11 protein-coding genes are annotated in these 14,068 nt (G+C 57.9%); 8 read left to right on the top strand and 3 right to left on the bottom strand.

The window, feature by feature from the left end; genetic code table 11:
• Positions 1 to 278 precede the first annotated feature (278 nt).
• The 4 genes from BK659_RS05425 to BK659_RS05410 all read left to right on the top strand — a co-directional run bounded on the left by BK659_RS05425 (position 279) and on the right by BK659_RS05410 (position 6,533).
• A complete protein-coding gene (locus tag BK659_RS05425; protein WP_123424092.1) occupies positions 279 to 2,201 on the top strand; it encodes a PrkA family serine protein kinase in 1,923 nt (640 codons plus the stop codon).
• Between the two features lie 208 nt (positions 2,202 to 2,409).
• Entirely contained in the window at positions 2,410 to 3,681 is a 1,272-nt protein-coding gene (locus BK659_RS05420) for a YeaH/YhbH family protein (RefSeq protein ID WP_123424091.1), read from the top strand.
• On the top strand, positions 3,678 to 5,240 hold the full coding sequence (locus BK659_RS05415; RefSeq protein ID WP_123424090.1) for a SpoVR family protein: 1,563 nt from the start codon (positions 3,678 to 3,680) through the stop codon (positions 5,238 to 5,240). Before BK659_RS05420 ends, BK659_RS05415 begins: the two co-directional genes overlap by 4 nt.
• Before the next feature lie 63 nt (positions 5,241 to 5,303).
• The gene (locus BK659_RS05410; RefSeq protein WP_123424089.1) at positions 5,304 to 6,533 is read left to right on the top strand and encodes a multifunctional CCA addition/repair protein; all 1,230 of its coding nucleotides are present in this window, start codon (positions 5,304 to 5,306) and stop codon (positions 6,531 to 6,533) included.
• A gap of 114 nt (positions 6,534 to 6,647) precedes the next feature.
• Here BK659_RS05410 and folK read toward each other — a convergent pair whose 3' ends face one another.
• Together folK and folB are read right to left on the bottom strand one after the other, a co-directional pair.
• Positions 6,648 to 7,166 carry a 2-amino-4-hydroxy-6-hydroxymethyldihydropteridine diphosphokinase gene (gene folK, locus BK659_RS05405; protein ID WP_123424088.1) on the bottom strand — a complete coding sequence of 173 codons (519 nt, stop codon included), beginning with the start codon at positions 7,164 to 7,166 and terminating at the stop codon, positions 6,648 to 6,650.
• Positions 7,157 to 7,510 (bottom strand): dihydroneopterin aldolase, encoded by a 354-nt coding sequence (gene folB / locus BK659_RS05400; protein ID WP_123424087.1) that lies wholly within the window; start codon positions 7,508 to 7,510, stop codon positions 7,157 to 7,159. Before folB ends, folK begins: the two co-directional genes overlap by 10 nt.
• 74 nt (positions 7,511 to 7,584) lie before the next feature.
• Here folB and plsY point away from each other — a divergent pair, with 74 nt between their 5' ends.
• Positions 7,585 to 8,154: a glycerol-3-phosphate 1-O-acyltransferase PlsY gene (plsY, locus tag BK659_RS05395; RefSeq protein ID WP_123424086.1), complete on the top strand. Its 570-nt coding sequence runs from the start codon at positions 7,585 to 7,587 to the stop codon at positions 8,152 to 8,154.
• Positions 8,155 to 8,190: 36 nt separating this feature from the next.
• Here plsY and tsaD read toward each other — a convergent pair whose 3' ends face one another.
• Positions 8,191 to 9,216 (bottom strand): tRNA (adenosine(37)-N6)-threonylcarbamoyltransferase complex transferase subunit TsaD, encoded by a 1,026-nt coding sequence (gene tsaD, locus BK659_RS05390; RefSeq protein ID WP_123424085.1) that lies wholly within the window; start codon positions 9,214 to 9,216, stop codon positions 8,191 to 8,193.
• 199 nt (positions 9,217 to 9,415) lie between these two features.
• Between tsaD and rpsU the strand changes: the two genes are divergently transcribed.
• The 3 genes from rpsU to rpoD all read left to right on the top strand — a co-directional run bounded on the left by rpsU (position 9,416) and on the right by rpoD (position 13,997).
• Positions 9,416 to 9,631, top strand: coding sequence for a 30S ribosomal protein S21 (rpsU, locus tag BK659_RS05385; protein ID WP_002551877.1), 216 nt, complete (start codon positions 9,416 to 9,418; stop codon positions 9,629 to 9,631).
• A gap of 489 nt (positions 9,632 to 10,120) precedes the next feature.
• On the top strand, positions 10,121 to 12,082 hold the full coding sequence (gene dnaG / locus BK659_RS05380; protein ID WP_123424084.1) for a DNA primase: 1,962 nt from the start codon (positions 10,121 to 10,123) through the stop codon (positions 12,080 to 12,082).
• 67 nt (positions 12,083 to 12,149) lie between these two features.
• Positions 12,150 to 13,997, top strand: a complete 1,848-nt coding sequence (gene rpoD, locus BK659_RS05375; RefSeq protein WP_123424083.1) for an RNA polymerase sigma factor RpoD — start codon at positions 12,150 to 12,152, stop codon at positions 13,995 to 13,997.
• Positions 13,998 to 14,068: the final 71 nt, after the last annotated feature.

Raw genomic sequence — 14,068 nt, 5'->3', positions numbered from 1 at the left:
CCCGCTCTAGCCCACGCCCGCCGTGGGCTGACGAACGGTCAGTCATAACAAATTACGCATTGCCCCTTTACCTCCCTGATTCCGAACTATCCTTAGCCTCAGGCCATCCAAAACAGGGGAGAGCCGGTACACCGGCGCACGGATCATCGGGAGTAGCTTTCAGGGTTGATAGCTTTGAAGGTGTTCTGGGGGGGTAAAAGGCAGCTGCACTTTCAGTTGCTTGCCAGCATCCACTGACTGATCCGACGTCGGCTCCACGTATCGAGCGAGGTGACGTCATGAGTATCTTTAGCCACTTCCAACAACGCTTCGAGTCCACACGCCAGGAAGAGCTCTCTCTGCAGGAGTATCTCGAACTGTGCAAAAAGGACCGCAGCGCTTACGCGTCCTCCGCCGAGCGTCTACTGCTGGCAATCGGCGAGCCCGAACTGCTGGACACCTCGACCAATTCGAGACTGTCGCGCATCTTTTCCAACAAGGTGATCCGTCGGTATCCGGCCTTTGAAGACTTCCACGGGATGGAAGAATGCATCGACCAGATCGTCTCCTACTTCCGCCATGCGGCTCAGGGCCTGGAAGAGAAGAAACAGATCCTCTACCTGCTCGGCCCCGTTGGTGGCGGTAAATCGTCCCTGGCCGAGAAGCTCAAACAGCTGATCGAAAAAGTGCCCTTCTACGCCATCAAGGGCTCTCCGGTGTTCGAGTCTCCACTGGGGCTGTTCAACGCCACGGAAGATGGCGCGATCCTCGAAGAGGATTTCGGCATTCCTCGGCGCTACCTGAACACCATCATGTCGCCCTGGGCCACCAAACGGCTGGCCGAATTCGGCGGTGATATCAGCCAGTTCCGGGTGGTCAAACTCTACCCGTCGATCCTCAACCAGATCGCCGTGGCCAAGACCGAGCCCGGTGACGAAAACAACCAGGACATCTCGGCGCTGGTGGGTAAAGTCGATATCCGCAAGCTGGAAGAATTCCCGCAGAACGACGCCGATGCCTACAGCTACTCGGGTGCCCTCTGCCGCTCCAACCAGGGGCTGATGGAATTCGTCGAAATGTTCAAGGCACCGATCAAGGTGCTGCACCCATTGCTGACCGCCACCCAGGAAGGCAACTACAACAGTACCGAAGGTCTGGGCGCGATTCCGTTCACCGGGATCCTGCTGGCGCACTCCAACGAATCGGAGTGGCACACCTTCCGCAACAACAAAAACAACGAAGCCTTCATCGACCGGATCTACATCGTCAAAGTGCCGTACTGCCTGCGGGTCAGCGACGAAGTGAAGATCTACGACAAGCTGCTGTTCAACAGCTCCCTGGCCAAGGCCCACTGCGCACCCGACACCCTGAAGATGCTCGCTCAGTTCACTGTGCTCTCACGCCTCAAAGAGCCGGAAAACTCGAACATCTATTCGAAAATGCGGGTGTATGACGGCGAAAACCTCAAGGACACCGATCCGAAGGCCAAGTCGATCCAGGAATACCGCGACACCGCAGGCGTCGACGAAGGCATGAACGGTCTTTCGACCCGGTTTGCCTTCAAGATCCTGTCGAAAGTCTTCAACTTCGACCCGCACGAGATCGCCGCCAACCCGGTGCATCTGCTGTACGTGCTGGAACAGCAGATCGAACAGGAACAATTCCAGGCGGAAACCCGCGAACGCTATCTGCGCTTCCTGAAAGAGTACCTGGCACCACGCTATATCGAGTTCATCGGCAAGGAGATCCAGACCGCCTACCTGGAGTCTTACAGCGAATATGGGCAAAACATCTTCGACCGCTATGTGCTCTACGCGGACTTCTGGATTCAGGATCAGGAATACCGCGATCCGGAAACCGGCGAGATCCTCAACCGCGTAGCCCTCAACGAAGAGCTGGAGAAAATCGAAAAACCGGCGGGCATCAGCAATCCGAAGGATTTCCGCAACGAAATCGTCAATTTCGTCCTGCGTGCCCGGGCCAACAACAACGGCAAGAATCCAACCTGGCTCAGCTACGAGAAGCTGCGAGTGGTCATCGAGAAGAAAATGTTCTCGAACACCGAGGATCTGCTGCCGGTCATCAGCTTCAACGCCAAAGCCAGCAAAGAGGACCAACAGAAACACAACGACTTCGTTACACGGATGGTCGAGCGCGGCTACACCGACAAACAGGTACGACTGCTCTCCGAGTGGTACCTGCGAGTCAGGAAATCGCAGTAACCCGCTGCCGGTCAGACCGGTTGTCGTTAGCCCGGGCCTGCGTAATAAAATTCTGTTACACAGGTTTCAGGAAGGTGTTTGGAAATCGACAGCGAAGCCCAGGCAACGCACAGGTGGTACGGGGGCGCAAGACCGCGCCCCCCCTGCCCTGTGCCCATTACGGCCAGACTTGTTCGCGATTTCTCAAGACAGCTTCTAAGGAGAAGTCATGAGCTATGTGATCGACCGACGTCTCAATGGCAAGAACAAGAGCACGGTGAACCGTCAGCGGTTTCTGCGGCGTTACCGTGACCATATCAAGAAGGCCGTCGAAGAGGCGGTCAGCCGGCGCTCCATTACCGATATGGAACACGGCGAGCAAATCAGCATTCCCGGCCGCGATATCGACGAGCCAGTACTTCACCATGGTCGCGGTGGCAAGCAGACCATCGTGCATCCTGGAAACAAGGAATTCACCAGCGGTGAGCATATTGCTCGCCCACCGGGAGGTGGCGGCGGCAGAGGCCCTGGCAAGGCTGGTAACTCTGGCGAGGGCATGGACGAATTTGTCTTCCAGATCACCCAGGAAGAGTTTCTCGAGTTCATGTTCGAGGACCTGGAGCTGCCGAACCTGGTCAAACGCAACCTGAGCGGCACCGACACTTTCAAAACCGTGCGTGCCGGTATCAGTAATGAAGGCAACCCTTCGCGAATCAATATCATCCGCACGCTGCGTTCGGCCCATGCGCGGCGTATCGCACTGTCGGGCAGCAGCCGGGAGAAATTGCGGGTAGCGAAAGAGGAACTGGCGCGACTTAAACTGGAAGAACCAGACAACTTCGGCGATATTCAGGAAATCGAGGCAGAAATCGAACGTTTGAGTGCGCGCATCAACCGCGTGCCATTTCTCGATACCTTCGACCTCAAGTACAACCTGCTGATCAAGCAACCCAACCCCAGCTCCAAGGCGGTAATGTTCTGCCTGATGGACGTTTCCGGCTCCATGACCCAAGCCACCAAGGACATCGCCAAACGGTTCTTCATCCTGCTGTACCTGTTCCTCAAGCGTAACTACGAGAAGATCGATGTGGTGTTCATCCGTCACCACACCAGTGCCCGGGAAGTCGACGAGGAAGAGTTCTTTTACTCTCGCGAAACCGGCGGCACCATCGTTTCCAGCGCCCTGAAGCTGATGCAGGAAATCATGGCCGAGCGTTATCCAAGCAACGACTGGAACATTTACGCCGCGCAGGCTTCCGACGGCGACAACTGGAACGATGACTCGCCGATCTGCCGCGACATCCTGATCAACCAGATCATGCCATTCGTGCAGTACTACACTTATGTGGAGATTACCCCTCGCGAACATCAGGCCCTGTGGTACGAATACGAGCGTATCAGCGAAGCCTTTTCCGATACGTTTGCCCAGCAACAACTGGTTTCGGCCGGGGATATCTATCCGGTCTTCCGTGAACTCTTCCAGCGCAGGTTAGTGACATGACCGCCAAAGAGCAGAAGCGCCACCCCATATCCACCGGCTCCGAATGGACGTTCGAGCTGATCCAGGCCTACGACCGAGAAATCAGCCGTCTTGCGGCCCGCTACGCGCTGGATACTTACCCAAACCAGATTGAGGTGATCACCGCCGAGCAGATGATGGACGCCTACGCCTCCGTCGGCATGCCGCTGGGTTACCACCACTGGTCCTATGGCAAACACTTCCTCAGCACCGAGAAGTCCTACAGTCGCGGCCAGATGGGTCTGGCGTACGAGATCGTGATCAACTCGGACCCGTGCATTGCCTACCTGATGGAAGAAAACACCATCTGCATGCAGGCACTGGTGGTGGCGCACGCCTGCTACGGCCACAACAGCTTTTTCAAAGGCAACTACCTGTTTCGCACCTGGACCGACGCCAGCTCGATCATCGATTACCTGGTATTCGCCAAGCAGTACATCATGCAATGCGAAGAGCGCCATGGCATCGACGCCGTAGAAGACCTGCTGGACTCCTGCCACGCCCTGATGAACTACGGTGTCGACCGCTACAAACGCCCGTACCCGATTTCCGCGGAAGAAGAGCGGCGCCGGCAAAAGGATCGCGAAGAACACCTGCAAAAGCAGATCAACGACCTGTGGCGCACCATTCCAAAAGGTGCAGACAAGTACAACGAGAAGGACAACGCACGTTTTCCGGCAGAGCCGCAGGAGAACATCCTCTACTTCATCGAAAAACACGCCCCGCTGCTGGAGCCATGGCAACGGGAAGTCGTGCGGATCGTACGCAAGATTGCGCAGTACTTTTATCCACAGCGTCAGACTCAGGTCATGAACGAAGGCTGGGCAACGTTCTGGCACTACACCCTGATGAACGACCTGTACGACGAGGGCCTGGTGACCGAAGGCTTCATGATGGAGTTCCTGGCCTCCCACACCAGCGTGGTCTTCCAGCCGGGGTTCGACAGCCCTTACTACAACGGCATTAACCCCTATACCCTGGGTTTTTCCATGTACCGAGACATTCGGCGCATGTGCGAATCGCCCACTGAAGAGGATTACCGCTGGTTCCCGGAAATCGCCGGGACCGACTGGCTGTCGAGTATCAAGTTCGCCATGAGCAGCTTCAAGGACGAAAGCTTCATCCTGCAGTATCTGTCACCCAAGGTGATCCGTGACCTGAAGCTGTTCAGCATTCTCGATGACGACCAGAAGGACGACCTGCTGGTACCCGCCATTCATGACGAGGAAGGTTATCGAACCATTCGTGAAACCCTGGCTGCGCAGTACAACCTGGGAAACCGCGAGCCGAACATACAGATCTACAGCATCGACCGTCGTGGCGACCGCTCGTTGACGCTTCGTCATCAGCAACACGATCGCAAACCACTCGGGGACTCCACCGAGGAAGTGCTCAAGCACCTGCACCGCCTCTGGGGCTTCGATATTCACCTGGAAACCCTCCAGGGCGACCAGGTCATGAAAACCCATCACGTCCCGCCTAGAGGCGAGCATAGCGAGGGCGAATACGGTCGGCTGGACCTGGCCGTCATTCATCTTTGATGCCACCCGGACCTCCGGAAGCTCGACGCAAAGGTTATCCTGTCGAGCTAACGGAGGTTTTTTATGCAGATTTATAAAGTCGGCGGCGCGGTCCGTGATCGCCTGCTCGGCAAGCCTGTTACCGACATCGACTGGGTGGTGGTGGGCGCCAGCACCGAAGAAATGCTCGCCAGGGGCTATCGCCCCGTAGGCGCCGACTTTCCGGTGTTCCTTCACCCCAAGAGCGGTGAGGAGTACGCGCTCGCCCGTACCGAACGCAAAAGCGGACACGGCTACGGCGGTTTCACCTTCCATGCCAGCCCGGAAGTCACCCTCGAAGAAGACCTGATTCGTCGCGACCTGACGATCAATGCCATAGCCGAAGACGATCACGGTCAATTGACCGATCCGTATCACGGCCAGCGCGATCTTGAAGCGCGCCTACTCCGCCATGTTTCCCCCGCGTTCGCCGAAGATCCGCTCCGCGTCCTGCGTGTTGCCCGCTTCGCCGCGCGCTATGCCGGACTCGGCTTCACGGTAGCCCCGGAGACCCTGGAACTGATGCGTCAGCTCAGCGAGTCAGGTGAGCTTGAGGCACTGACAGCAGAACGCAGCTGGAAAGAAATATCCCGCGCCCTGATGGAAGATCAGCCACAAGTATTCATCCAGGTTCTGCGCGACTGCGGCGCCCTGAAAGTCTTGATCCCTGAAATTGACGCGCTGTTCGGTGTGCCGCAACCCGAAGCCCACCACCCGGAAATCGACAGCGGCGTGCACACCCTGAGCGTTCTCGAACAGGCCGCCCTGCATAAACAGCCGCTGACCGTGCGCTGGGCCTGCTTGCTGCACGATCTGGGCAAAGGCCTGACACCCGAGAGCCAGTGGCCCAGACACATCGCTCACGAGCACAAGGGCCTGAAGCTGATCAAAGCGGTCAACGAACGCTTCAAGGCCCCGCGCGACTGCCAGGAACTGGCGTTGCTGGTAGGCGAATACCACACCCACGGTCACCGCGCGCTGGAGCTGAAGCCGTCGACATTGCTGGAGTTATTGCAAAGCTTCGACGTTTACCGACGGCCGCAGCGTTTTGAAGAATTCATCAAAGCCTGCGAAATGGACGCCCGTGGCCGCAAAGGCCTTGAGCAGAGAAGTTATCCACAAGCGGATTATTTGCGAGGCGCGGCAACCGCCGCACGAACCGTGGCGGTTCAGCCGTTGCTGGAGCAGGGATTCAAAGGCCCGGAACTGGGCGAGGCCTTGAAGCGCGAACGGCTTAAGGCACTGAAGGCGTACAAGGAACAAGAAAAAGCCTAAGCAAGATCAAAAGATCGCAGCCTTCGGCAGCTCCTACGCCGCCCCTGGTTATCCCGTGTTATTGCGGGTGTACACCACCCCTGTAGGAGCTGCCGCAGGCTGCGATCTTTTGCTTTACAGCAGGTCGGCCGGAGTCAACGATTGGCCGCGCCACTCAAACGCGACCGGCGCCAGAACCTGATCGATCTGTGCTTCGCTCCACAGCGTCGCAAAACTTTTACCCACGCCAGGATGCACTCTGTCCGGCGCAATCAGCGACAACGGCCACAGCACAAAGGCATTTTTCAGGATTTCCGCTCGCGGCAGGATCAATCCGTCGAAATTTCCCACCAGATCGCCATACAGCAGCACGTCGATATCCAGCGGCAAGCCTTTGCGATCGGGAGCATAACGACCGTTGTCAGCCTCGATAAACTTCAACCGACGGTCCAGCTCCATCAACGGTAGATCGGTAAACGCCGACACCACAAAATTGAAAAACGGCCCGCTCTTGATCCCGACCGGCTGGCTTTCGAACACCGCCGAGCAGCGCATATCCACCAGAAAGCCGGCAAGCGCTTCCAGCCCTGCCTGCAAATGAGCTTCGCGCTCGACATTGCTACCGAGCCCAAGAAATACCTGAGTTAGCGACATCCGCGCTCGATCTCCACGCCCACACCCGTTGCAGCCGGGATAGCCCCCGGTTTGGTCAGCTTGAGGCGCAGCCAGGTAATCTTGAATTCGCTCATCAAGACTTCCGCCAGACGCTCGGCAAAGGTTTCAACCAGCTGATACTGCGCCTGCTCGGCGAACGCCTGAATACGTGCCGTCACGCTGGCGTAGTCGAGCGCCAGGGTCAGGTCATCACCGGCCGCTGCCGGGCGATTGTCCCAGGCGAAGCTCAGATCAAGACGCAGGCACTGACGGATGCCACGCTCCCAGTCGTAGGCACCGATCACCGTGTCGACTTCCAGGCCCTCGATAAACACTCTGTCCAAGCACTCTTCTCCGCAGCACGACAAGGGCGCAATGCGCCGTTAGAATCAGGGCGTCCTCGCCCGGAATAGTTAGCATGTTTTGGTTACTGGCGATCCTCGCCTACCTGCTTGGCTCTCTGTCCTTTGCCATTTTGCTCAGCCGCCTGACCGGAAGCCCCGATCCGCGAATGAGTGGCTCGGGTAATGCCGGCGCCACCAACATGTTACGCCTGGCCGGCAAAAAACTCGCCGTCCTGACGTTGCTCGGCGACCTCTGCAAAGGTCTGCTGCCCGTGCTGGTCGCAGGGCTTGCAGGCCTCTCGGTACAGCAACAGGCCTGGGTCGGCGTCTATGCCGTCATCGGCCATCTGTTTCCGCTGTACTTCCGCTTTCGCGGCGGCAAAGGTGTTGCAACGGCGGCCGGCATGCTGCTGGGGCTTTACCCTCCGGCAGCGCTTCTGGCTATCAGTGCCTGGCTACTGACCTTCTACCTCACCCGCACCAGCTCGCTGGCCGCCCTGATCGCTACGCCCCTGACCTTGCCACTGCTGGCCTGGCAGGAACCCGGAGCATTGCTGCCCATGAGCGCCCTGACAGCGCTGATCGTCTGGCGCCATCGCGGCAATCTACGCGACCTGTTTGCCGGGCGCGAACGGCATTTTTAAATACTGTTGCCGAGTACGACCCAAGCTCACCCGCCTTTACAACGGCGACAACTGCTCCATCGGCCAGCGCGCCTGCACACTGATCGCCAGGCTTTCCTGCTGACCGGCCTGTAGCCGCTGACACCCGGCAAAAGCAATCATCGCGCCGTTATCGGTGCAGAACTCCGGGCGTGCGTAGTAAACGTCGCCCTTCATGTCGCCAAGCATTTTCTCCAGGGAAGCGCGCAAGGCCTTGTTGGCGCTGACGCCGCCAGCGATCACCAGACGCTTGAGACCCGCCTGCTTCAGGGCACGCTTGCACTTGATGGTCAAAGTCTCCACCACCGCCTGCTGGAAGGCCAGCGAGATGTCGCTGCGGGTTTGCTCGCCGTCGTCCCCAGCGCTGACGCACTGCTGCCACGTGTTCAAGGCAAAGGTTTTCAAGCCGCTGAAGCTGAAATCCAGACCCGGCCGATCACACATCGGACGCGGGAATACGAAACGTCCGGCAACGCCTTGCGCAGCCAGTCGTGCGATTTCCGGACCGCCGGGGTAATTCATTCCCATCATCTTCGCGGTCTTGTCGAACGCCTCACCTGCTGCATCGTCGAGGGTCTCGCCTAATAGCTCGTATTGGCCGATACCATCGACCCGAACCAGCTGCGTATGGCCACCGGACACCAACAAAGCGACGAACGGAAATTCAGGGGGTTGCGGCTCCAGCATCGGCGCCAGCAAGTGGCCTTCCATGTGGTGCACACCCAAGGCAGGAATGCCCCAGGCAAATGCCAGCGCCTGAGCGCAGGAAGCCCCCACCAGCAAGGCACCGACCAGGCCAGGACCCGCGGTGTAGGCGATCGCATCGATCTCGGTCGGCACGCAGTCAGCTTCGGCCAACACCTGACGAATCAAGGGCAGCATGCGTTTGACGTGGTCACGCGAAGCCAGCTCCGGCACCACGCCACCATAGGCACGATGCAGGTCGATCTGACTGAACAGTGCATCGGCCAGCAGGCCTCTTTCACTGTCGTAAAGTGCGACACCGGTTTCGTCGCAGGAGGTTTCTAATCCCAGTACTAGCATGGGTTTGCGCCTTGTTTAGGCTAAATTCGAAGGCGCGCATAATAGTCGCCATGCGATGCCCCGACTAGCGGTTTTCGATCAGAGGCTTTGCATTCCGAGCGATGAGGAGTTAACATCCGCAACCCTTAAAAACCGACGTCTTCAAGTGCACTTTTGCCGCGAGGATGTTGACCCCGGTAATGAATGAAGGTAGCTCTGGATGCCAGCCGTCAAAGTAAAAGAGAACGAACCCTTCGACGTAGCTCTGCGTCGTTTCAAGCGCTCCTGCGAAAAAGCCGGTGTACTGGCTGAAGTTCGTAGCCGCGAATTCTACGAGAAGCCAACTTCTGAGCGTAAGCGTAAAGCAGCAGCCGCTGTTAAGCGTCACGCCAAGAAAGTTCAGCGCGAACAGCGCCGCGCCGTTCGTCTGTACTAATACACAGACGTTCGTAGCAAGCTTCTGCCAAGCCCGGCCCTCAGCCGGGCTTATGGCATTTGCGGATATCGCTTGATGCTTCACTGTCAAAGCCGCAGACGCGACCGAGACAAATCTGCTTCACACGTCAGACCTGGCTCTTTTGCCAGCGGTGCACGTCTCTTCTGACGAGCCTTCCAAGGCTACTGACGAGCACAACCTTTTACTGATTCCTCTCACGACGATCAGCCCAAGGCACGATTTTGCGTGCCAGCTTATGAGCTATCCGAGGCCTCTCATTGGCCATTGCGGACTCAGCGCAACACTTTCAAACAGTCGATTACCGATGAGCACTAACGTCAGCGGATTTTCGGCAGATACACTTCCCGACAGCGAATACGCAGACGATACCTGGTCGAGCCGCACATCTGCCGTGCCTCAAAACTATGACCAGCATCAGGCCGCCCTTCGCGCGGGTTAAATTTTCAGCGCAGTGATGACGAGAACGCCATGGCCGGGCTAATTCCCCAGAGCTTTATTGACGACCTTCTGAACCGCACCGACATCGTCGATGTGGTCAGCTCGCGCCTGCAAATGAAAAAAGCCGGCAAGAACTACACCGCTTGCTGCCCGTTCCACAAAGAAAAAACCCCTTCCTTCAGCGTCAGCCCGGACAAACAGTTCTATTACTGCTTTGGCTGCGGCGCTGGCGGCAATGCCCTCGGCTTCATCATGGACCACGACAACCTGGATTTCCCCCAGGCCGTCGAAGAACTGGCCAAAGCCGCCGGCATGGAAATACCCCGCGAGGAAAGCGGTCGCCCGCACAAACCGCGACAGCCAACCGACTCGCCGCTTTACCCGCTGCTGACCGCCGCCGCAGACTTTTACCGCCAGGCACTGAAAAGCCATCCTGCGCGCAAAGCGGCTGTCGACTACTTGAAAGCTCGCGGCCTGACCGGCGAAATCGCCCGCGATTTCGGCCTCGGCTTCGCGCCACCGGGCTGGGATAACCTGTTCAAGCACTTGAGCAACGATACCCTGCAACAAAAAGCCATGATCGATGCCGGCCTGCTGATCGAGAACGCCGAAACCGGCAAACGCTACGATCGCTTTCGCGACCGCGTAATGTTCCCGATTCGCGACAGTCGCGGGCGCATCATCGCGTTTGGCGGCAGGGTACTGGGCGACGACAAACCGAAATACCTGAACTCACCGGAAACCCCGGTATTCCATAAAGGCCAAGAACTCTATGGCCTGTATGAAGCACGCAAGAACAACCGCAATCTCGACGAGATCATCGTCGTCGAAGGCTACATGGACGTCATCGCCCTGGCCCAGCAAGGCCTGCGCAATGCCGTCGCCACGCTTGGCACCGCCACCAGCGAAGAACACCTCAAGCGATTGTTTCGCGTCGTGCCCAACGTGCTGTTCTGCTTCGACGGCGACCAGGCCGGCCGCAACGCCGCATGGCGCGCACTGGAATCAACGCTTTCGAGCCTGCAGGACGGACGGCGCGCACGTTTTCTGTTCCTGCCCGAAGGCGAAGACCCGGACACATTGATCCGCTCCGAAGGCACCGACGCCTTCCGCGCGCGAATCAATCAGCACGCCCAGCCATTGGCAGACTATTTCTTCCAGCAACTGACCGAGGAATCCGATCCGCGCTCGCTCGAAGGCAAGGCCCACATGGCCACCCTCGCCGCGCCGCTGATCGACAAAGTCCCGGGAGCCAACCTGCGCACCCTGATGCGTCAGCGCCTGACCGAAATTACCGGCCTCAATAGCGAAGCCGTTAGTCAGTTGGTACACAGCGCACCGCAGGAAGCGCCACCCGCCTACGATCCAGGCATTGATTACGACGCGATGCCGGACTATTCCGACTACCACCAACCGCAGGAGGCCTACGCGCCCCAGCAGGAGTGGACGCCGAAAAAACCCGGCAGCGGTGGCAAGAAGTGGGAGAACAAGCCGTGGGACAAGAAAGGCAAACGTGGCGGTGATCGCGATCAACCTCGCGCCCCACGCATCCCGGCCGCGGTTGAGCCGCCAACACTGGCAGCCCTGCGCACCTTGCTGCACCACCCGCAGTTGGCGGAAAAAGTTGAAGACGCCGGGCACTTCGCTGCCGAGGACCACTCCAACACGCAATTGCTGGTGGCACTGCTCGAAGCCGTACAGAAGAATCCTAAGCTAAACTCATTTCAGTTGATTGCGCGTTGGCATGGCACCGAACAAGGACGTCTGCTCAAGGCACTGGCGGAAAAGGAGTGGCTGATTGACGGAGATAACCTTGAACAACAGTTTTTCGACACCATTACTAGCTTGTCAGCCCGTCAACGCGAACGAAATCTGGAACAACTTCTCAGGAAAGCACGTCAAAGTGAATTGAGTAGCGACGAGAAAAACCAACTGCGCGACCTCCTGAGTCGCAATGTTTCCGCATCAAACCCGACCTCAAGTGGCGCGTGAGGTCATAGCTAAGGTATAATCCTCGGCTTGTTTTTTGCCCGCCAAGACCTTCAGTGGATAGGGTGTTATGTCCGGAAAAGCGCAACAGCAGTCTCGTATCAAAGAGTTGATCACCCTTGGTCGTGAGCAGAAGTATCTGACTTACGCAGAGGTCAACGACCACCTGCCGGAGGATATTTCAGATCCGGAACAGGTGGAAGACATCATCCGCATGATTAATGACATGGGGATCCCCGTACACGAGAGTGCTCCGGATGCGGACGCCCTTATGCTGGCCGACGCCGATACCGACGAGGCTGCCGCGGAAGAAGCGGCTGCAGCGTTGGCAGCGGTTGAGACCGACATTGGTCGCACTACCGACCCAGTGCGCATGTACATGCGTGAAATGGGTACCGTAGAGCTCCTCACACGTGAAGGCGAAATTGAAATCGCCAAACGTATTGAAGAGGGCATCCGTGAAGTGATGGGCGCAATTGCGCACTTCCCTGGCACGGTTGACCACATTCTCTCCGAGTACACTCGCGTCACCACCGAAGGTGGCCGCCTGTCCGACGTCCTGAGCGGTTATATCGACCCGGACGACGGCATTGCGCCACCTGCTGCAGAAGTGCCGCCGCCTGTCGACCCGAAAGCCGTGAAAGCGGACGACGATGCCGAAGACGACGACGCTGAAGCCAGTGACGACGAAGAAGAAGCCGAAAGCGGTCCGGATCCGGTCATCGCAGCACAGCGTTTTGGCGCTGTGTCCGATCAGATGGAAATCACCCGCAAGGCGCTGAAAAAGCACGGTCGCGAAAACAAGCAGGCGATTGCCGAGATGTTGGCGCTGGCTGAGCTGTTCATGCCGATCAAACTGGTTCCGAAGCAATTCGAAGGCCTGGTTGAGCGTGTGCGTAGCGCCCTGGATCGTCTGCGTCAGCAAGAGCGCGCGATCATGCAGCTCTGCGTTCGTGATGCACGCATGCCGCGTGCCGACTTCCTGCGCCAGTTCCCGGGCAACGAAGTTGACGAAAGCTGGACCGAAGCACTGGCCAAAGGCAAAAGCAAATACGCTGAAGCCATTGGTCGCCTGCAGGCCGACATCGTTCGTTGCCAGCAGAAGCTGACTGCACTTGAAGCCGAAACCGGCTTGAAGATTGCCGAGATCAAGGACATCAACCGTCGCATGTCGATCGGTGAGGCCAAGGCCCGCCGTGCGAAGAAAGAGATGGTCGAAGCGAACTTGCGTCTGGTGATCTCCATCGCCAAGAAGTACACCAACCGTGGCCTGCAATTCCTCGATCTGATCCAGGAAGGCAACATTGGCTTGATGAAAGCGGTAGACAAGTTTGAATACCGCCGCGGCTACAAATTCTCGACTTATGCCACCTGGTGGATCCGTCAGGCGATCACTCGCTCGATCGCCGACCAGGCCCGCACCATCCGTATTCCGGTGCACATGATCGAGACGATCAACAAGCTCAACCGTATTTCCCGCCAGATGTTGCAGGAAATGGGTCGTGAACCGACCCCGGAAGAGCTGGGCGAACGCATGGAAATGCCTGAGGACAAGATCCGCAAGGTATTGAAGATCGCTAAAGAGCCGATCTCCATGGAAACCCCGATCGGTGATGACGAAGACTCCCATCTGGGTGACTTCATCGAAGACTCGACCATGCAGTCGCCAATCGATGTTGCTACCGTTGAGAGCCTTAAAGAAGCGACTCGCGAAGTTCTCTCCGGCCTCACTGCCCGTGAAGCCAAGGTTCTGCGCATGCGCTTCGGTATCGACATGAATACCGACCACACCCTTGAGGAGGTTGGTAAGCAGTTCGACGTTACCCGTGAGCGGATTCGTCAGATCGAAGCCAAGGCGCTGCGCAAGCTGCGCCACCCGACGAGAAGCGAGCATTTGCGCTCCTTCCTCGACGAGTGATCACAAAACCCCCGGCCCTGCCGTAATGCTGTTCACTTAAGCATTTGAGTCCACGCCGGGCTTCCTAGAAA

The organism is Pseudomonas brassicacearum, from assembly GCF_003732225.1.
GTDB classification, from domain to species: Bacteria; Pseudomonadota; Gammaproteobacteria; order Pseudomonadales; family Pseudomonadaceae; genus Aquipseudomonas; species Aquipseudomonas brassicacearum_E.
The sequence above is the reverse complement of the archived record's forward strand: the minus strand, read 5'-3'. Positions and strand labels throughout refer to the sequence as shown.

Excerpts from the sequence above, each read along its gene's own strand:
- BK659_RS05425 (WP_123424092.1), top strand. The coding sequence starts at position 279 with ATGAGTATCTTTAGCCACTTCCAACAACGCTTCGAGTCCACACGCCAG.
- BK659_RS05420 (WP_123424091.1), top strand. The coding sequence starts at position 2,410 with ATGAGCTATGTGATCGACCGACGTCTCAATGGCAAGAACAAGAGCACG.
- BK659_RS05415 (WP_123424090.1), top strand. The coding sequence starts at position 3,678 with ATGACCGCCAAAGAGCAGAAGCGCCACCCCATATCCACCGGCTCCGAA.
- BK659_RS05410 (WP_123424089.1), top strand. The coding sequence starts at position 5,304 with ATGCAGATTTATAAAGTCGGCGGCGCGGTCCGTGATCGCCTGCTCGGC.
- folK (WP_123424088.1), bottom strand. The coding sequence starts at position 7,166 with ATGTCGCTAACTCAGGTATTTCTTGGGCTCGGTAGCAATGTCGAGCGC.
- plsY (WP_123424086.1), top strand. The coding sequence starts at position 7,585 with ATGTTTTGGTTACTGGCGATCCTCGCCTACCTGCTTGGCTCTCTGTCC.
- tsaD (WP_123424085.1), bottom strand. The coding sequence starts at position 9,216 with ATGCTAGTACTGGGATTAGAAACCTCCTGCGACGAAACCGGTGTCGCA.
- rpsU (WP_002551877.1), top strand. The coding sequence starts at position 9,416 with ATGCCAGCCGTCAAAGTAAAAGAGAACGAACCCTTCGACGTAGCTCTG.
- dnaG (WP_123424084.1), top strand. The coding sequence starts at position 10,121 with ATGGCCGGGCTAATTCCCCAGAGCTTTATTGACGACCTTCTGAACCGC.
- rpoD (WP_123424083.1), top strand. The coding sequence starts at position 12,150 with ATGTCCGGAAAAGCGCAACAGCAGTCTCGTATCAAAGAGTTGATCACC.